This window comes from Mycobacteroides sp. H003 (assembly GCF_001440135.1).
GTDB lineage: Bacteria > Actinomycetota > Actinomycetes > Mycobacteriales > Mycobacteriaceae > Mycobacterium > Mycobacterium gwanakae.
The window spans coordinates 33,979-51,918 of the sequence record NZ_LJYL01000011.1; the positions used below are offsets into that span (position 1 = coordinate 33,979).

Here is a 17,940-nt window from a genome sequence, read left to right on the forward strand (position 1 = left end):
CGGACGCTCTTGCGATTCGGTGAACATTGATCCTACTCACTGGTAGCCATGTACCCCGAAACCGCTCTATATGCGGTGAGTTCCGTCACGCACGGTGCCGACGAGATCCTCCACCAGATCCTCGAGTGTGACGAGGCCCACCACGCTGCCGTCGGTGGTCGACATGAGTGCAAGATGACTGTTGCTGCGACGTAGCGTCGACAGCGCTTCTGGCAGTGGAACCGAGCCGTGTAGACGTGGGAGCGGTCGAATGAACGCGGGGTCGACAATCGCCTCCGGATCGTCACCCATGGTCAGGACGTCCTTTATGTGCAGATAGCCGAGGTAATCCCCGTGGGGCCCGATAACTGGAAAACGTGAGTAACCAGTTTCCGCCACCGCGCGCTCCACGGCAGTCACCGAGGGCGCCTGCGCCGAACCCGATACCGCGATCGCCCGAATCTGGTTAGCGGGCACGACCACGTCCGCGACCACCCGGTGCTGGATCTGTAGCGCGCGGCGTAACCGGGTGTGTTCCTCTTCGTCGAGAAGCCCCTCGGACAGCGACTCCGCGATCATCTCGGAAAGCTCCACGGTGGACACGGTGACCTCGAGCTCGTCCTTCACCGGGACCTTGACCAGCCGCAACGCGGTGTTGGCGCACCAGTTGTAGAAGGCGATCAATGGCCGTGCCAGCCGGATGTAGACCAGGTACGGCGGAATCAGCAGCATGGCCGCGGATTCTGGCCCCGCGATGGCGATGTTCTTGGGCACCATTTCGCCGAGAAGCACGTGCAACAGCACAACAATGGACAGCGAGACGACGAACGCGATGGTGTGCGTGAGCGCGGGCGGCGCACCTAACAGCTCGAATGGTCGTTCCAGAAGATGTGCTACGGCCGGTTCTCCGATGCGGCCCAACAGGATTGAACAGATCGTGATGCCGAGCTGGGCGCCGGCGAGCATCAAGGACAAGTTCTGGCCGGCCATCATCACGGTCACGGCGCGTTTCTTGCCCGCCTCCGCCAGTGCCTCGAGTCGATCCCGGCGCGCGGAGATGAGGGCGAACTCGGCCCCGACGAAGAATGCGTTCGCCAAAAGCAGTGCGGCGGTGAGGAGTACGCCGAGTATGTCGCTGCCCATCGTGGTCATTCCCCCCGACCGTCGGCGTCGGTCAGCTCGACAAGCTCGATCTGGTCGATGCGGCGACCATCCATGCTCGCTACCCGAGCCCGCCAGCGGGGCAGCTCCGCGAACGGATGATCCGGCACGACCGCGGACAACTCGACGGTCTCGCCGACCGTCGGGATGTGACCGAGCTCCTGCAGCACCAAGCCGCCGATCGTCTCGTACTCGCCTTCGGGGGCACGGTAGCCGGTCGCGGCGGCGACCTCGTCGATCCGCAGCAGACCCGACACCACCCAGCCGCCGCCGGAGGACACCACGTCGGGGGTGGCGTCATCGTGCTCGTCCCGGACATCGCCCACGATCTCTTCGATCATGTCCTCGACCGTCACCAGCCCGGCGGTGCCGCCGTACTCGTCAACCACCAGCGCGGTCTGCATGCCGTTGGCCCGCACCTGCTCCATCACGGCATCGCCGTCGAGGGTGGAGGGCACTACCGCGACGGGCCGGGCCAGACTGGCCAGGGTGGTCGTGGCGCGCTGTTCCCGTGGCACTTCGAAGATCTGCTTCACGTGCACGATGCCGATCGTCGCGTCCAGGTCGCCTTCGGTGATCGGGAACCGTGAGAAGCCGGTGTCCACGGCGATGGCGACCAAGTCGGCAACGGTGTCCGTCGCTTCGAGCGATTCGATCTCGGTGCGCGGGGTCATGAGTTCTTCGGCGGTACGGCTCCCGAATCGCAACGAGCGGTCCACCAGCACCGCCGTGGTCTCATCCAGTGCACCGCTACGGGCGGAGGTGCGCACCAACGAACCCAGCTCCTGGGGCGAGCGCGCCGAGCGCAGCTCTTCGGCGGGTTCAATGCCCATGCGACGCAGCACCCAGTTGGCGATGCCGTTCAATGCCCGGATCGCGAAGGCGAATACTGCCGAGAACAGCACCATGGGGCCCGCGGTGGCGCGTGAGGTCCAGATGGGACGTGCCAGCGCAAAGTTCTTGGGCACGAGCTCGCCGAAGATCATCGATATCGAGGTGGCGAGGATCAGTGCCAGCGCCAGCGATATGGCGCTGCTGACAGCCACTCCGGTGTATCCGATCACCTGCGTGAGCAGCCGCGCGATCACCGGTTCAGCCAAATACCCGGTGACAAGTGTGGTGATGGTGATGCCGAGCTGCGCGCCGGACAGCTGGAAGGACAACGTGCTGTGTGCCCGTTTGACCAACCTGTCTCGGCCGTCGCCGGTCTTGGCGCGCGCCTCGATGGAGCTTCGTTCCAGCGCGGTCAGGGAGAACTCGGCCGCCACGAACAGTGCCGTCCCCGCGGTCAGCGCCACGAACGCAAGCAAGCTCAGCCCGGTGAATAAGAGCGTCACCGCTGGCTGGCCCCTTAGGTTGAGTGATCACACGGTGTGACCATCGTGAGGCTCATGGTAACGGTGCAGCTGGCCCGCAGGTACTCAACCATCAGGGAGGACGGTTACCAACCTTCGGGAAGCGGGCGCCCTTCGGCAAATCCGGCGGCGGACTGGACACCCAGAACCACCCGTTCGTGCAGCTCCGCCAGCGTGCGTGCCCCGACATAGGTGCAGGTGCTGCGCACGCCCGAGATGATGTGGTCGATGAGGTCCTCGACACCGGGCCGTTGCGGGTCCAATTCGATCCGCGACGTGGAGATGCCCTCTTCGAAGAGGCTTTTGCGGGCCTGGTCAAAGGCGCTGTCCCCGGCGGTGCGGGCGGCCACGGCGCGTTTGGACGCCATCCCGAAGCTGTCCTTGTAGCGCCGGCCACTGGCCGAGTGCTGCAGATCCCCGGGTGATTCGTGCGTGCCCGCGAACCAGGAACCGATCATCACATTGGCGGCACCCGCGGCGAGTGCCAGCGCGACATCCCGGGGATGCCGAACGCCGCCATCGGCCCACACATGGGCGCCGAGTTCCCGTGCCGCCGCCGCACATTCGATGACCGCCGACAACTGTGGACGACCCACTCCGGTCATCATCCGGGTGGTGCACATGGCGCCCGGGCCCACGCCCACCTTCACGATGTCGGCTCCGGCCGCGATCAGATCCCGGGTGCCCTGGGCGGACACCACATTGCCCGCCGCGATCGGCACACCCAGCGACAGTTCCGCGACCGACGTCAGCACCTCGATCATCTTCTGCTGATGTCCATGCGCGGTATCGATGACCAGCAGATCCACCCCAGCCTGCGCCAAGGCGGTCGCCTTGGCGCGGACATCGCCGTTGATGCCGACGGCACCGGCGACCCGTAGGCGTCCGCTCGCGTCCACGGCCGGCGTGTACAAACCCGCCCGGATCGCCCCCGTACGGGTCAGGATCCCCGCCATGGTTCCGTCCGGACGCGTCAGCACCGCCACCGGCACATGCGCCTCGGCCAGGCGGTCGAAGATCGCCCGCGGATCAGTTCCCGTGGGGACCGCGACGAAGTCGGCGGTGGCGATGTCGCGCACGCGGGTGAACCTGTCGATGCCGGTACATGCGGCCTCGGTGACGAGCCCACGTGGCTTGCCGTCCTCGAGCACCACCGCAGCCCCGTGCGAGCGCTTGTGGATCAGGGCGACCGCCTCACCCGCGGAATCGTCTGGAGCCAGGGTCACGGGCGTGTCGTAGACCAGATCCCGGCTCTTGATGAACTCGACGGTCTGTGCGACCGCTTCCACCGGAAGATCCTGGGGTAGCACGGTGATTCCGCCACGGCGAGCGACGGTCTCGGCCATCCGCCGCCCCGCCACCGCCGTCATGTTGGCCACCACGATCGGGATCGTGGTGCCGGTGCCGTCGGCAGTGGTCAGGTCGACATCGAACCGCGAGGTGACATCCGAGTGGTTCGGCACCACGAAGACATCGTCGTAGGTGAGGTCGTACGGTGGTCGCTGCTCGTCTAGAAACCGCACAGTATCGCTCTCCTTCTGCGTCCTGCTTAGGCTTCTACCTCGCTGCGGTCGCCGCTCCAGAGCGTGTGGAACTTGCCGGGGGAGTCGACGCGCTCATAGGTGTGCGCGCCGAAGAAGTCCCGCTGCGCCTGAGTGAGGGCGGCAGGCAGACGATCGGTGCGCAGACCGTCGTAGTACGACAGCGACGAGGCGAAGCCGGGAACCGGAATTCCCAACTGCGTCGCCGCCACCACAACGCGACGCCAACTATCGATGCCGTTTTCGACGGCTGCCCGGAAGTAGGGCGCGGCGATCAACGTGGCCAGGTCGGGCTCGTCGGCGAAGGCGTCCTTGACGCGATTGAGGAACTGCGCGCGGATGATGCAGCCACCCCGCCAAATGGTGGCCAGGTCACCGGGGTTGACGTTCCAGCCGTACTCGGCGCTGCCCGCGGCAATCTGGTTGAAGCCCTGCGCGTACGCCACGATCTTGGACGCATACAGCGCTTGGCGTACATCTTCGACGAACTGCTTTGCATCACTTGGCTTCTCGCCCAATGCCCCGGAGGCGAACCCGGCCGCGGCGGCGCGCTGGGGGCGGGAACCGGACAGCGCGCGCGCGAAAACCGCCTCGGCGATACCGGTGACTGGCACGCCGAGGTCCAGGGCCGACTTCACGGTCCAGCGGCCGGTGCCCTTCTGTTCGGCGGCATCGACGATGACATCGACGAGGGGCTCGCCGGTCTTCGCGTCAGCCTGCTTGAGCACCTCTGCGGTGATCTCAATCAGGTAGCTCTCCAGCTCGCCCCTGTTCCATTCGGTAAAGACGTCAGCGATCTCCGGTGCACTCATGCCGAGGCCGTCGCGCAGCAGCTGGTAGGCCTCGCCGATCAGCTGCATGTCCGAGTATTCGATGCCGTTGTGCACCATCTTCACGAAATGGCCGGAGCCGTCGGGGCCGATGTGGGTACAGCAGGGCACACCGTCGACGTGCGCGGAGATCTCCTCCAGCAGCGGGCCGAGGGATTCGTACGACTTCTTCGGGCCGCCCGGCATGATCGAGGGACCGTTCAGCGCACCCTCTTCGCCACCGGAGATACCCGCACCGACGAAGTGCAAGCCGCGATCGGCCATCGCCTTCTCCCGGCGGATGGTGTCGGTGTACAGGGAATTGCCGCCGTCGATGATGATGTCGCCCTGCTCCATGGCATCGGCGAGCTCATTGATCACCGCATCGGTCGGATCGCCGGCCTTGACCATGATGAGCACGCGGCGCGGGCGCTCCAGGGCTGCGATGAACTCCTCGATGCTCTCGCTGCGGACGAAGCTGCCCTCGGATCCGTGCTCGGCGAGCAATGCGTCGGTCTTGGCGACCGATCGGTTGTGCAGAGCGACGGTGTATCCGTGCCGTGCGAAGTTCCGCGCGATATTCGAACCCATGACGGCCAGGCCCGTCACGCCGATCTGAGCTTTACCCTGCGCCGAGCCGTCTGCAGCCGTCACCAGCACATCCTTTCGTTGACGTGTTGTGCTCCACGGATTCTCGCGCAGTCACAATCGGCCCGCGAGCGCGGGTCACCTACTCGGAGGTTACTTGCTGAACAGGCGCTGAAGTTCGGTGAACCATGGGATCACCACGGCCAGCGTCGGCACCACGAGGATGGCGGCAGCGGCGGTATAGGCGCTGCACGACAACAGCAGGCTGTTTCCGTCCCCGCCGAGGCGGCGGACGCGGATGAGTGTCGTCGGGCCGCCGGCGGCCATTGCGCCGACCGGGGTCGGTCCACCAGCGCACGCGACGAGCGCGCGGGCCAGGGGAGTCGGCCCGGCTGTCCGCACCGCGGCATCGTCGGCGAGCAGCTCGACGAGCAGCTTGACCGCCTCCAGCGCATTCTTGCTGCGCACGATGACAGGGAAGGCGTCGTGGACTGCGGTGAAGGCTTCCAGCACCAGGTCATGGCGCGCGCGCAGGTGCGCACGCTCGTGCGCGACGATCGCGGTCACCTCGTTGTGCCCAAGCGTGCTCAGCGTTCCCTCGCTGACGACCACCCGGCTGCGTACTCCCGGCAAGCAGTAGGCCAAGGGCTCGTCGACTTCCAACACCCGCAGGTCGTGGTCGCGCCGACGATGGATGTCGTAGCCGCCGCGCCAGTTCTCGCAGTACCGCTTGTGGTCCAGTAGATCAACGATGGCGCGGTGGCGGGCACGCCGACGGCGGGTGCGCACCCCGACTCGGATCACCGACACCATGAGCCGGATACCGATAAGGATCGTGATCGCGAACACCGTGACGTAGAGCAGCCACAAACCCCAACCAAGGCGGTCGATTTCACCGGTGATCGTGGCGGTTGGATGACCATCGGGGCCAGGGACGAGGAGTCTGCTCGCGATCGCCAGCCCCGAACTGAACGCGGAGAGAACGGCGGCCGCGGCAATGGCCTGCCACAACACCATCGCGGCACGTGGCGCGCGGTACGGCCAGCGCGCACGCGCAAGCAACGCCGGTACGGGACCGGTCAGCAGCAGCGCGAGTATCGCGAACGCCAGGGCGGACACATAACTAGTGTCCCTTACGCGGTGGGGCGACCGCCAGCAGATGGATCTTTCGCTTCGAGCTCGGCCAGTGCGCGGCGCAGCGCATCGGCCTCATCGGGGCCGACGCGCTCCACGAAGTGCACCAACGCGGCCTCACGGGCACCAGAGTTGTTGGCCTGCGCCAACGCATCCACCATCAGGCCCGCGACAAGCTCGTCACGGCCATGTACGGGTGCGTAGCGGTGCGCGCGATCATCGCGGTGCTGCACCACCAGATCTTTCTTCGCGAGACGCTGCAACACGGTCATCACGGTCGTGTAGGCGAGGTCACGCCGCGCCGACAATGCCTCGTGGACCTGGCGCACAGTCTGGGGCTCGGGGGACGACCAGAGATGGTCCATCACCGCGCGTTCAAGTTCGCCCAGGCGTGCCATTCCGAACATTCTACGTTCACCTCCGACGCAATGCCGTACTACATCCAGTCGTACTACTTCTGACAGCCAACGATCTAGAACTCGGTCTTTGTTCCAGCGCTGGATCCGGTCTCACCATGTGGGCCGAAATCGTTAGCACTGCCCGATGATCAGGAGCTTTGGTGAGGGCAGTCACAACACCCGCACCTGGCGATGTCATCCTACATGTGGTTAGGCTTACCTATCTTGTCTACGTGAAGGGAGGCTGCCAACTGTGACACTGGCCATTGATCGATGCTCTTCGACGAGGAGCCTCATCGCCGACGATCCGCTGATCGCCGGGATGTCTATCCGCCAATCACTGCCGCTGCACGAATCGAGCGCCCGGCTTCGCGAGCTGTATCCCGAGTGCCCTCGGGCCTATGGTGTCGCCGTCATGTCCGATGTCGGCCGGCGCCGATGGTGGCCGCTGGCACGAGCCCTGAACACCGACCGCCTCGAGCGGATGTACGCCCGCGCCATTGAAGAGACCGGTAGCGACGCGGTCGCCGTCCATCAACTCGCGGACGCGCTTGTGCACACCGTGGTCGGCCGATTGGTCGCCCTGGTCGTCCTGGAGGGACGCGCCTGGGATCCGGGCCTCGGCAACTTGTGGGTGTATTTCGATTCCGAGGGCTGCATCGACTGGGCGGGTGTGGTGGACCCGACGCTGCGGGTGTTGCCCAATGACCCAGACCGGGACCGGGAGCAGGTTGTGGTGTTCCCCGGCGAGGACGCACTTGCCGCGTGGACGGCGCACCGATGCCATCGCGCCCTGGCGCCGTTGTTTACGCGCCTGTCTCAGATCAGTTCCGGAACAATGGAAATCGGCCAGATGTGGCAACTGGTGGGCTCAACCGTGGTGGGTGCGGCGACGCATGTTCCGCTGCTGGCCCGCTCCAGCGAGACCGATGGAATGCGGCGCGGACAGGCGATCCTGGACCGCTTCATGACACTCGGATTGCCGGTTCGCCACAAGGCCCTTGCAATTTAGGGCAGCCTTGCCTATCCTTAGAAATGTCGAACGCGCTACCGCGCGACCAGACACCCGGACCGCGCCGGAGTCCTGAGGGCTGCAGAGACCCCCGGTCCACTCGAAGGAAGTGCCCCACCTGCCTCGGCAGGTGGGGCACTTCTTCGTTAACGGATCCCGCACTGATATGAACATCGCATGCCAGACACGCCGGAGCACCTCAGCCAGATGCCCACCGCGCCCTTCGACAAGCTCGTGGGGCTCGAATACACCTCGCTGACACCCGAGGGAGTGTCCGCCACCCTGACGGTCACCGAAAACCTGTTGCAACCCAATGGGATCGTGCACGGTGGCGTCTACTGCTCCGTGGTGGAAAGCGTCGCGAGCGTGTCCGCGTACGTCTGGCGTGCCAACGTGCTGGGGGAGGAGAGTGCGGTGGTCGGCGTCAACAACAACACCGATTTCCTGCGCGCCATCTCGACCGGCACGCTGACCGCGACATCCACGCCGATACATCGGGGACGTCGTCAGCAGCTGTGGCTCGTCACCATTGCCGATGATCAGAACCGCACAATCGCACGCGGGCAGGTCCGCCTACAGAATCTGTGAGACTCGGGTGGGCGCAACCCCCGTACACCCACCCGAGCTCATTTTCGAGAGATGTCGGCCGGCCCCCCGATGGTCGGGCCGCCATCCTCGTCCCCCCGCCCGGATCCAGTCCCCCCTGGATCCGGGTAGCTCGTCAGCTCAGCTGCAGTTTGTCGACAATCCTGTCGGCCATCTTCTGCACCAGCTGCTTTGAATTGCTTCGTGCACAAACCTGCGTCTGCACAATCAGATTCGCGACACCGTTGTACGACACGAAGCAGCGATACTTACTGGGCCCGTACGTGAGGGCCCAATTCACCTTCTTGTCGTTCGACAACGAGACAGACACCGTCACCGGCACCTTGCGCCCGCCGGGATCGGTGAAGTTGTACGACTTTCCGTCACATTCCGTGATCTCGTCAGCTGCCGTCGAGAACTGCGCCTGCGCGGAGTCCTTGTCCCTGTACGCCGCGATGCCCTGGTAGACCTGCGCATCCGGGCTCTCGGCGTCGCCGAGCAGCATCTCGGTGCCGCGGAACGTCTCGTACTCCTTACCCACCGACTCCACGGTGAGCCCCTGTGTCACATTGCAACTCGCGTCATCAGACTCCGTGGCCGTGAAAGGCTTTTCGCGCTTGTTGGTCTTGGCGACTTCGGCGTCGAACACCTTGGAAATCTCCTCGTTGGTGAACAACGCCGCCACCATGGCTTCCTCGGTGATCTTGTCCTGGCCGGGCCACCCCGTAAGCCCCGCTGGTCCGCTGCTCACCGGAGCCGGTGCCGGCGCGTTTACCGACCGTGAGGCCGTCGTGGTGGTGGCCGTTGACGTTCCGGCGGCCTCCCGCTGGCCGGAACACCCGGACAGCGCCAGCGCGGCGATCGCCGTCGCGCACAGCACCGCCCGCGCCGTTGTGCCTGTCATCGGGCCCCCTGCCGTGTTCTTCGTCGTGGTCATGCCGGAATCCATTCGGCCATGCGGTCGACGATCGCGGTCACTATCGGAGTGCCGTTGCCGTTCTGGCACAGCAGGCTTCCGAAGAGTGCGTTGTTCTTGACCCGGTAGTCGTAGAAACACCGCCACCCTGCGGGTTTTCCGTCCTTGAGCTCCTGTCGCACCCACTTCACGCTGGTGCCGTCGTTCGAGAATTGACCGATCCGCCATTCGATATCGCCCTCGGTCTGGCGCGAGTCCGCGCAGGACGCGAGCGACGGGGGATATGCGGTCTGAAGCTGGTTCGCCGCGGCCTTCGCATCGGGGAACAACACGACCGCTTGCCACACGATGTGGTCATACCGGTCCTGTGTTTCCTGCAGACGCGAGCCCCGGTAGGTGGTCCACTCATCACCCAGGCTCTCGCTGCGCAACCCGGTGAGTGCCTGACACTTGCCTGTCGCGGAGGCATCGCTGGGCCGAGTGGACTTGAACTCGTACGTCAGCGGCGATCCGACCAGCCTGCCCACATCGTCGGCGGAGATGATGATCGATTCCGCCTTGTCGGGCGTGACGATCACCGGTGCCGGCGGTTCGAGTGAGGTGGTGACCGGTGGAGCACTGGACTTGGGGCTCGCGATCGCCCCGTCCTGCCCGTGATCGGTCGGCGCCGATGTCTCGGTGGCACCGACCGGTATCGGCTTGATGCCCCCGGTCTCCGTTCCACAACTCACCGCGAGCATCGCTGCCAGGCCAAGCCATCCGACAGCCAACACGTGACGCATCTCAATCCCTCCCTGCCGATTTCAGACCCGTATCGACCCAAATCATGGCTACATCGGATCGCTGGCGCCCAGTGTTACACGAGCGATTTCTTACTTCGGCTGGGTGGCGGCAACCATCCTGTCCACGATGGCGCGCAGCGCCGGACCGCCGTTGGCCACCTGACAGACCGTCGCCGAGAGCAGCAGATTCTCGATGATGCGGGCCTCCAACATGCAGCGCCATCCCGACGGGCGCCCATCGGCGATTTCATCGAGCACCCACTGGGCGCGGTCGTCGGATGCCTCGCGGACAGACACGCGCCAGATCGCCGTGTCCACCTTCAGTTCCTCGCCGGAACAACTGCGGACATCGGCGGGAAACTCCTTTGAGTAGTTCTCCCGCGCATCGTCTTTCGACGAGTACAGCAGCACCCGCTGGGTGACCGAGTGCGTGAACGTGTCCTTGCCCTCCCGATACCAGACGTCCCGGTAGGTGGTCCACTTGTCGCCGACGTCGACGGTCAGCGGCACCATCAGCGCCTGACACGATTGCTTGCCGTCGATCGGCGACGACGATCGCGGATTCGAGGACTTGCCCTCGTATTCGAGGGTCGAGCCGACCAGCTCGGACACGTCATTTTTGGAGACGATGATCGAGTTGGCTCTGTCGGGACTGATCGCATCCACCGCGGACGTTGTCGACGTCTTCGATGCGCCGGATGTCGCCGACGGCCCGGACGTCGCAGGGTGCTGGCCACCTCCGAAAATTGAGCATCCCGTCAGGACCGCGGCGGCGCACACCGCGACGGCAGTCTTTCGGTACACCGATCTGCTGGTCACAGCGATTCCTTTCACTGCGGGATCCACGCCGCGATCCGGTCGGTAATGGTCGTCACACCGGGTACGCCGTCACCGTACTGGCATAGGTACGTCCCGAAGAGCACGTTGTTCTTGTTGCGGAAGTCGAAGAAGCAGTGCCACGTGGCGGTCTGTGTGATCTGCAGTTGGGTCCATTTCGCCGCGCCATCACTGATTTCCGCGATGTTGCTGATCTTCCACTTCTGGTCCTGCTTGGAGATCTCCGCGTTGGCGCATGTTCTCGCTGCGGACTTGGGAAACGCGTGTGCGAAAGCCGCCGCGGCCTCCTCGCGGGACGGATACAGGACGGCCACCTGACTCACGATGTATGCGGTGGTGTCCTTGGTCTCGCGGTAATAGTTCCAGCGATATGTCGTCCATTCGGATCCCAATTGGCCAGCCCGCGGGTTATCCAGGTTGGCACAGTCCGGTGCACCACCGACGGCATCGGTCGGTGGTGTCGATGTGTTGTCGTCGTACTCGAGCGTGGTTCCCAGAATCTTCCCGACATCCGAACGTGAGCCCAGGATCGAGTCGATCTTCTCCGGAGTGACCACCAGAGGCGGGGGTGGAGGCGCTTTTGTGGTCGTGGGGATGGACGCGGGCGCTGAGGTGCCCGCTGTCATGGGCATATCCGCCGCAGTGGTGCTCGGTGCCGACACCGGCTTTATCCCCTCGCTGGGTTGACCGCACCCGGATATCAGCACTCCGGCCGACACCACACACCACAACGTCATCCCGTACCGCATTGCGAACCCTCCTGATCGACTCCACACCCCACAAGCTCCGTGGATTCTCGCACTCACCATCTCGACCGCAGGGCAAAACCGTCCGCTGTCTGCGCAACGGCCGTGAAAGTGCCAGGCAGCCCGGATCATGGCAGGATCGCCCCTTATGCGATTGACCCCGCACGAGCAGGAACGGCTGCTCATTTCCTATGCGGCGGAATTGGCGCGACGACGCCAATCCCGAGGCCTGCGCCTCAACCACCCAGAAGCAATCGCCATCATCACCGATCATCTCCTCGAGGGTGCGCGTGATGGTCGCACCGTCTCGGAATTGATGGCCAGCGGCCGCGAGGTGCTGGGGCGCGATGATGTGATGGACGGCGTCCCCGAGATGATCCCGGACGTCCAGGTGGAGGCAACCTTTCCTGACGGCACCAAGCTCGTCACTGTGCACCACCCGATCGGATGAGCCACATGATTCCTGGCGAATACCTGTTCGCACCGGACGATATCGAACTCAACGCGGGAGCGACCGTCATCGAGCTCGACGTCGTCAACACCGGTGACCGCCCCGTGCAGGTCGGTAGTCACGTACATTTCCCGCAGTCGAACCCGGCGCTTGACTTCGATCACGAGGCCGCGCACGGACACCGCCTGCACATTCCTGCGGGTACCGCGGTTCGCTTCGAACCCGGTGTGGCGCAAAAGGTCCGACTGGTTCCCCTACGTGGCCGCCGAGAAGTGCACGGACTGACGCTTGACGCCCCGGGACATCTGGATGGCGGTGAACCCGCATGACCCGGCTATCCCGGGAGCATTACGCCAAGCTATACGGGCCGACAACGGGTGATCGCATCCGCTTGGCCGACACCGATCTGCTTATCGAGATCACCGAAGATCGATGTGGTGGTCCGGGTTTGGCGGGCGAGGAGGCGGTCTTCGGTGGTGGCAAGGTGCTGCGCGAGTCGATGGGGCAGAGCCGCCTCACCCGCGCCGGGGGAGCGCCGGATACCGTCATCACGGGCGCCGTCATCATCGATCACTGGGGAATCATCAAGGCCGACATCGGTATTCGAGACGGACGCATTGTCGGTATCGGCAAGGCGGGTAATCCGGATATCATGGACGGGGTTCACCCCCAACTGATCGTCGGCCCGTCCACCGAGATCATCGCCGGCAATGACCGGATCGTCACCGCGGGCGGCATCGACTGCCACGTCCACTTCATCTGTCCCCAACTGGTCGAAGAGGCGATCGGCGGCGGCATCACCACGATGATCGGCGGTGGCACCGGCCCCGCCGAGGGCAGCAAGGCCACCACAGTCACTCCCGGAGCATGGCACCTGGGCCGCATGCTGCAGGCGCTCGACAGGTGGCCGGTGAACGTGTTGCTGCTGGGCAAGGGCAACACCGTCAACCCCGAATCCATGTGGGAACAATTACGCGGTGGCGCAGCGGGTTTCAAACTTCATGAGGACTGGGGCACCACGCCCGCGGTGATCGATGCGTGCCTGCGTGTCGCCGACGAGGCCGACGTCCAGGTCGCCCTGCATTCGGACACCCTCAACGAAACAGGTTTCGTCGAGGGCACTCTGGAGGCGATCGCCGGACGTGCGATACACGCCTACCACACCGAGGGCGCCGGCGGCGGCCATGCTCCCGACATCATCACCGTGGCCAGTCACCCGAACGTGATGCCAAGCTCCACCAATCCCACGCGCCCGCACACGGTCAACACCCTGGACGAGCATCTCGACATGCTCATGGTCTGCCATCATCTCAACGCCGCGGTGCCGGAGGATCTTGCCTTCGCCGAGAGCCGGATTCGTCCGTCCACGATCGCTGCCGAGGATCTGCTGCACGATATCGGCGCCATCTCGATGATTGGCAGCGACAGTCAGGCCATGGGACGCATCGGAGAAGTGGTGATGCGCACCTGGCAGACCGCGCATGTGATGAAGAAGCGCCGGGGTGCGTTGGAGGGGGACCCGTCCGGGGCCAGAGGCAACGACAACAACCGCGTCCGCCGGTATGTCGCGAAATACACGATCTGTCCGGCGATCACGCACGGCATCGATCACGAGTTGGGTTCGGTAGAAGTCGGCAAGCTGGCCGATCTGGTGCTGTGGGAACCGGCCTTCTTTGGGGTCCGGCCACATGTCGTCATCAAGGGCGGCGCCATCGCGTGGGCTGCCATGGGCGATGCCAACGCTTCCATTCCCACCCCGCAACCCGTGCTGCCACGGCCCATGTTCGGCGCCATGCCCAACGTGGCACCCGGTTTGGCCGTGCACTTCGTCTCGCCGACGGCCATCGAGGACGATCTGGCGGCCCGGCTCGCGTTGCGGCGCAGGCTGGTTCCCACCCGCGATGTGCGCCATCGCGGCAAGGCCGACCTGCCGCTGAATGACGCGATGCCGGATATCCGAGTCGATCCCGATACCTTCACCGTACGTATTGACGGCGAGGTCTGGCAGGAACAGCCGGCCACCGAACTGCCCATGGCGCAACGATATTTCTTGTTCTGATGGGTGGCATCGATACTTCTGCGACGACAGCACTGCTGCTGTCGCTGGCCGATTCCCGGTTGCCCACCGGTTCGCATGTGCATTCCGGCGGGGTGGAGGAGGCCATAGCGCAGGGTCTGGTGCGAGACGGTGCGACTCTGAATGCGTATCTGCGGCGGCGTATTCGGACTCACGGCCTGGTTGCGGCATCCATTGCCGCCGCCATCACGTCGGGGCGGCTGGATCCGGAGCGGGCCGATGCCGAAACGGACGCGCGGACGCCGTCGCAGGCGGCGCGGGACGCTTCCCGCGCCCAGGGGCGGGGGCTCAAGCGCCTGGCCGGGAGCGCCTGGCCGCATATCGACTGGCGTGCGCACGGCCGCCAGCCGCACCTGGCCGTGGTCTACGGCATCATCGGCGCGGCAACGGGTTTGTCGGGCCGCGATATCGCCCTCGTTGTCGTGTACACCACACTGACCGGGTCCGCTACCGCGGGCCAGCGGCTGTTGGCGCTAGACCCCACAGAGGTGGCGGTGGGTACCTTGGCCATGGCGGGCCTGTGTGAGGAGACCGCGACCGTGGCCGCCACCGATCTGGCATGCCTGTCCGACCCCCTGCTGGATGTGCTCGCTGAGCGTCATCTCACACGTGAACGTCCGCTTTTTGTTTCGTAGTTTTAGGGTTCTAGGTTTTTCACGCACAACCACGATTGGATCAACATGCCACCGCATCTTCTCGACGGTCAGCCCCATCAACACATCGACAGGCCCCGCCGGGTGCGCCAGCCGGGTGAGCCGCTGCGCATCGGGATCGGCGGACCCGTGGGGTCGGGCAAGACCGCGCTGGTCGCCGCGCTGTGTCGCACGCTGCGCGACGAGATTTCGGTGGCGGTGCTCACCAACGACATCTACACGACGGAGGATGCTGACTTCCTGCGTCGCCACGCGGTGCTGCCCGACGAGCGCATCACCGCCGTGCAGACCGGTGGCTGCCCGCACACCGCCATCCGCGATGACATCACCGCGAACCTGGACGCCATCGAGGATCTCATCGCCACCAATGATCCACTTGACCTCATCCTCGTCGAGTCGGGTGGCGACAATCTCACTGCCACGTTCTCCTCAGGTCTGATCGACGTGCAGATCTTCGTCGTCGACGTCGCCGGCGGTGACAAGGTGCCACGCAAAGGCGGTCCCGGCGTGACCTTCTCGGATCTGTTGGTCATCAACAAGACCGACCTGGCTCCCATGGTGGGCGCCGATCTGGGCGTGATGGCGCGGGACGCGGCAGCTGTACGGGAAGGACGGCCCACCGCGATGATCTCGTTGACCGAAGACCCGACGGCCACCGAGGTGTTGGCGTGGGTCCGGAGCCACCTGGACCATGCGCACTGACGTCGAGATCATTGCGGTGAAGGGCCGCCTCCCACGGATACGCTGCTCGGGCAGCCTGCAGGGCAGGCTCACCGAGGCCGATACCGTTCATCTCATCGGAGTGGCCGCTAGCCCCCTGGGTGGTGACGAGATCTCGGTGCGTATCGAGGTCGGCGACGGGGTGTTGTTGCGCGTGCGATCGGTGGCGGCAGCGGTGGCCCTGCCCGGCCGGGACACCCTGCGGTCCTCGACAGCGTGGAGCTGCTCGGTGGCGGGCGAACTTGACCTCGACCCCGCGCCAACCATCGTGGCGGCCAATGCCGTCCACCATTCTCATGTCACCGTTCATGGATCGGGCAGCGCGAGCGTGCGGCTGCGCGAACGTGTGCAGATCGGCAGGGCAGGGGAGTCGTCCGGATTCTGGAGCGGCGAGCTCGAGGCGGATATCGATAATCGCCCCCTGCTGCGCCACCGCATCGAACTCGGTGCGGGATCAGTGACCGATGACGAATTGGGTCGCCCACTGGCCCTGATTAGTGAATTGCGCTATCCCGCAACAGATTCCATGCCACCATGTCCGGCCGACGCCACTGTGCTGCGCCTCGCCGGCGACGCCACCCTGCTCACGTGGCAGGGACAGCGGCTACCGTCCGACTGATCGGAACTAGCTGGCTGCCTTTTCCTCTTCGGGCTGCGCAACTTGTTCGTCGTCGCCGTTTTTCTCCGCGACCAGCTCTTCAAGCTGATCCAGACGTGTTCGAGCCCAGGCCTGCTGTTCGGTGATCGCCATCTGGCCGCGCGAGCGCGTCATGAACGCGATAGACCACAGGATCAGGGTGACCAGACGATTCTTGAACCCGACCAGATAGACCAGGTGCAGCGCCAGCCAGCTGAGCCACGCGATGAATCCGCTGAACTCCAGCTTGCCGATCTTGACCACCGCGTTGTACCGCGACACGGTGGCCATCGAGCCCTTGTCGAAGTACTTGAATGCGGGGCGTTCCTCGGCGCCACGCCCCTTTAGTTCGGCCTTGATCTGCTTGGCGGCGTAGCGCCCACCCTGGATGGCGCCCTGGGCGACGCCGGGTACACCGTCCACCGCCATCATGTCGCCGACCACAAAGACATTCGGGTGACCGGGAATCGACAGGTCCGGGCCGACCTTGACACGCCCGGCACGATCCAGTTCGACACCGGACTGTTCGGCCAGGTTCTTACCGAGGGGGCTGGCGGACACGCCCGCGGACCACACCTTGCACCAGGATTCGATGCGTTCCACGGTGCCATCGGAATGCTTGACGGTCAGGCCATTGCGGTCCACGTCGGTGACCATGGCGCCCAACTGGATTTCGACGCCGAGTTTCTCGAGGCGCTTGCGTGCCTTGTCGCCGAGCTTGGGGCCGAAGGGTGGCAGTACGGCGGGCGCGGCGTCCAGCAGGATGACCCTGGCATCGGTGGGATCGATGTGCCGGAAGGTGCCCTTGAGGGTCTCGTTAGCCAGTTCGGCGATCTGCCCGGCCATTTCGACGCCAGTGGGACCGGCACCGACCACGGTGAAGGTCATGAGTTTGCGGCGCCGCACCGGATCGCTGGAGCGCTCGGCCTGCTCGAAGGCGCCCAGAATGCGTCCGCGCAGTTCCAGAGCGTCGTCGATGGTCTTCATGCCCGGAGCCCATTCGGCGAAGTGGTCATTCCCGAAGTAGGACTGGCCGGCGCCGGCGGCGACGATCAGGCTGTCGTAGGGCGTGGAGTAGTCGTGCCCCAGCAGCGAGGAGTGGACCACCTGATTCTCCAGGTCGATGCTCGTCACATCGCCGAGAACGACCTGGGCGTTGTCCTGGTCCTTCAAGATCTGCCGCGTCGGGGGAGCGATCTCCCCTTCCGAGATGATCCCGGTGGCCACTTGGTACAGCAGCGGCTGGAACAAGTGATGAGTGGTGCGTGCGATCAGCGTGACATCGACGTTGGCACGTTTGAGCGTCTTGGCGGCCGTGAGACCGCCGAATCCCGACCCGATGATCACGACTCGGTGCTTGGGCGTCAGCGCGTCCTTGATCTTGGGCTTCGGATTGGCCTCGACAGGCGCCGCGCCGGTGGCGGCGTCTGGTGTCGTGCTCATCGATCACTCCTCGTCAAATGGTGTCTCAACTGGGGTTATTCACCTTGTCTGACACTTGGTGCAACACCTCAACCGTAGTCGGGATTTCCCTGTACGTCGCGTCAGTTAGTTTAGCG

Annotated in this window: 19 protein-coding genes; 8 read left to right on the plus strand and 11 right to left on the minus strand. The window is 64.9% G+C overall.

Annotated elements, in window-relative coordinates; genetic code table 11:
• Nucleotides 1–66 precede the first annotated feature (66 nt).
• The 6 genes from AOT87_RS08840 to AOT87_RS08865 all read right to left on the minus strand — a co-directional run bounded on the left by AOT87_RS08840 (nt 67) and on the right by AOT87_RS08865 (nt 6,974).
• The gene (locus AOT87_RS08840; RefSeq protein ID WP_030097963.1) at nt 67–1,122 is read right to left on the minus strand and encodes a hemolysin family protein; all 1,056 of its coding nucleotides are present in this window, start codon (nt 1,120–1,122) and stop codon (nt 67–69) included.
• Nucleotides 1,123–1,127: 5 nt separating this feature from the next.
• A complete protein-coding gene (locus tag AOT87_RS08845; RefSeq protein ID WP_057963447.1) occupies nt 1,128–2,477 on the minus strand; it encodes a hemolysin family protein in 1,350 nt (449 codons plus the stop codon).
• Between the two features lie 104 nt (nt 2,478–2,581).
• On the minus strand, nt 2,582–4,018 hold the full coding sequence (locus AOT87_RS08850; RefSeq protein WP_057968266.1) for a GuaB1 family IMP dehydrogenase-related protein: 1,437 nt from the start codon (nt 4,016–4,018) through the stop codon (nt 2,582–2,584).
• A gap of 26 nt (nt 4,019–4,044) precedes the next feature.
• Complete coding sequence (gndA, locus tag AOT87_RS08855) at nt 4,045–5,499, minus strand: NADP-dependent phosphogluconate dehydrogenase (RefSeq protein WP_057968294.1); 1,455 nt, start codon at nt 5,497–5,499, stop codon at nt 4,045–4,047.
• Nucleotides 5,500–5,586: 87 nt separating this feature from the next.
• Complete coding sequence (locus AOT87_RS08860) at nt 5,587–6,552, minus strand: M56 family metallopeptidase (RefSeq protein ID WP_030097959.1); 966 nt, start codon at nt 6,550–6,552, stop codon at nt 5,587–5,589.
• Nucleotides 6,553–6,566: 14 nt separating this feature from the next.
• Nucleotides 6,567–6,974 (minus strand): BlaI/MecI/CopY family transcriptional regulator, encoded by a 408-nt coding sequence (locus AOT87_RS08865; protein WP_030097958.1) that lies wholly within the window; start codon nt 6,972–6,974, stop codon nt 6,567–6,569.
• Nucleotides 6,975–7,218: 244 nt separating this feature from the next.
• On the opposite strand from AOT87_RS08865, the gene AOT87_RS08870 reads away from it, so the two are divergent.
• Entirely contained in the window at nt 7,219–7,977 is a 759-nt protein-coding gene (locus AOT87_RS08870) for a hypothetical protein (protein WP_057968267.1), read from the plus strand.
• 177 nt (nt 7,978–8,154) lie between these two features.
• Nucleotides 8,155–8,565 (plus strand): PaaI family thioesterase, encoded by a 411-nt coding sequence (locus AOT87_RS08875; protein ID WP_030097956.1) that lies wholly within the window; start codon nt 8,155–8,157, stop codon nt 8,563–8,565.
• Between the two features lie 133 nt (nt 8,566–8,698).
• On the opposite strand, the gene AOT87_RS08880 is transcribed toward AOT87_RS08875, so the two are convergent.
• The 4 genes from AOT87_RS08880 to AOT87_RS08895 all read right to left on the minus strand — a co-directional run bounded on the left by AOT87_RS08880 (nt 8,699) and on the right by AOT87_RS08895 (nt 11,846).
• On the minus strand, nt 8,699–9,499 hold the full coding sequence (locus tag AOT87_RS08880; protein WP_057968295.1) for a sensor domain-containing protein: 801 nt from the start codon (nt 9,497–9,499) through the stop codon (nt 8,699–8,701).
• Nucleotides 9,496–10,260 carry a sensor domain-containing protein gene (locus tag AOT87_RS08885; RefSeq protein WP_057968268.1) on the minus strand — a complete coding sequence of 255 codons (765 nt, stop codon included), beginning with the start codon at nt 10,258–10,260 and terminating at the stop codon, nt 9,496–9,498. Before AOT87_RS08885 ends, AOT87_RS08880 begins: the two co-directional genes overlap by 4 nt.
• Nucleotides 10,261–10,350: 90 nt before the next feature.
• Complete coding sequence (locus AOT87_RS08890) at nt 10,351–11,079, minus strand: sensor domain-containing protein (RefSeq protein ID WP_057968296.1); 729 nt, start codon at nt 11,077–11,079, stop codon at nt 10,351–10,353.
• An 11-nt stretch (nt 11,080–11,090) separates the two neighbouring features.
• Nucleotides 11,091–11,846 carry a sensor domain-containing protein gene (locus AOT87_RS08895; RefSeq protein ID WP_030097952.1) on the minus strand — a complete coding sequence of 252 codons (756 nt, stop codon included), beginning with the start codon at nt 11,844–11,846 and terminating at the stop codon, nt 11,091–11,093.
• A 145-nt stretch (nt 11,847–11,991) separates the two neighbouring features.
• On the opposite strand from AOT87_RS08895, the gene AOT87_RS08900 reads away from it, so the two are divergent.
• Genes AOT87_RS08900 through AOT87_RS08925 form a run of 6 tightly spaced genes read left to right on the plus strand, consistent with a single transcriptional unit; the run spans nt 11,992 to nt 16,363 of the window.
• Complete coding sequence (locus AOT87_RS08900) at nt 11,992–12,294, plus strand: urease subunit gamma (RefSeq protein ID WP_030097951.1); 303 nt, start codon at nt 11,992–11,994, stop codon at nt 12,292–12,294.
• A gap of 5 nt (nt 12,295–12,299) precedes the next feature.
• Complete coding sequence (locus AOT87_RS08905; protein ID WP_057968269.1) at nt 12,300–12,623, plus strand: urease subunit beta; 324 nt, start codon at nt 12,300–12,302, stop codon at nt 12,621–12,623.
• Entirely contained in the window at nt 12,620–14,353 is a 1,734-nt protein-coding gene (locus tag AOT87_RS08910; protein ID WP_057968270.1) for an urease subunit alpha, read from the plus strand. Before AOT87_RS08905 ends, AOT87_RS08910 begins: the two co-directional genes overlap by 4 nt.
• Before the next feature lie 8 nt (nt 14,354–14,361).
• A complete protein-coding gene (locus AOT87_RS08915; protein ID WP_078354372.1) occupies nt 14,362–15,006 on the plus strand; it encodes an urease accessory UreF family protein in 645 nt (214 codons plus the stop codon).
• A gap of 45 nt (nt 15,007–15,051) precedes the next feature.
• Entirely contained in the window at nt 15,052–15,726 is a 675-nt protein-coding gene (gene ureG, locus AOT87_RS08920) for an urease accessory protein UreG (protein WP_030097947.1), read from the plus strand.
• Entirely contained in the window at nt 15,716–16,363 is a 648-nt protein-coding gene (locus tag AOT87_RS08925) for an urease accessory protein UreD (protein WP_057968272.1), read from the plus strand. Before ureG ends, AOT87_RS08925 begins: the two co-directional genes overlap by 11 nt.
• Before the next feature lie 6 nt (nt 16,364–16,369).
• On the opposite strand, the gene AOT87_RS08930 is transcribed toward AOT87_RS08925, so the two are convergent.
• Nucleotides 16,370–17,824 carry an NAD(P)/FAD-dependent oxidoreductase gene (locus AOT87_RS08930; protein WP_109398581.1) on the minus strand — a complete coding sequence of 485 codons (1,455 nt, stop codon included), beginning with the start codon at nt 17,822–17,824 and terminating at the stop codon, nt 16,370–16,372.
• Nucleotides 17,825–17,940: the final 116 nt, after the last annotated feature.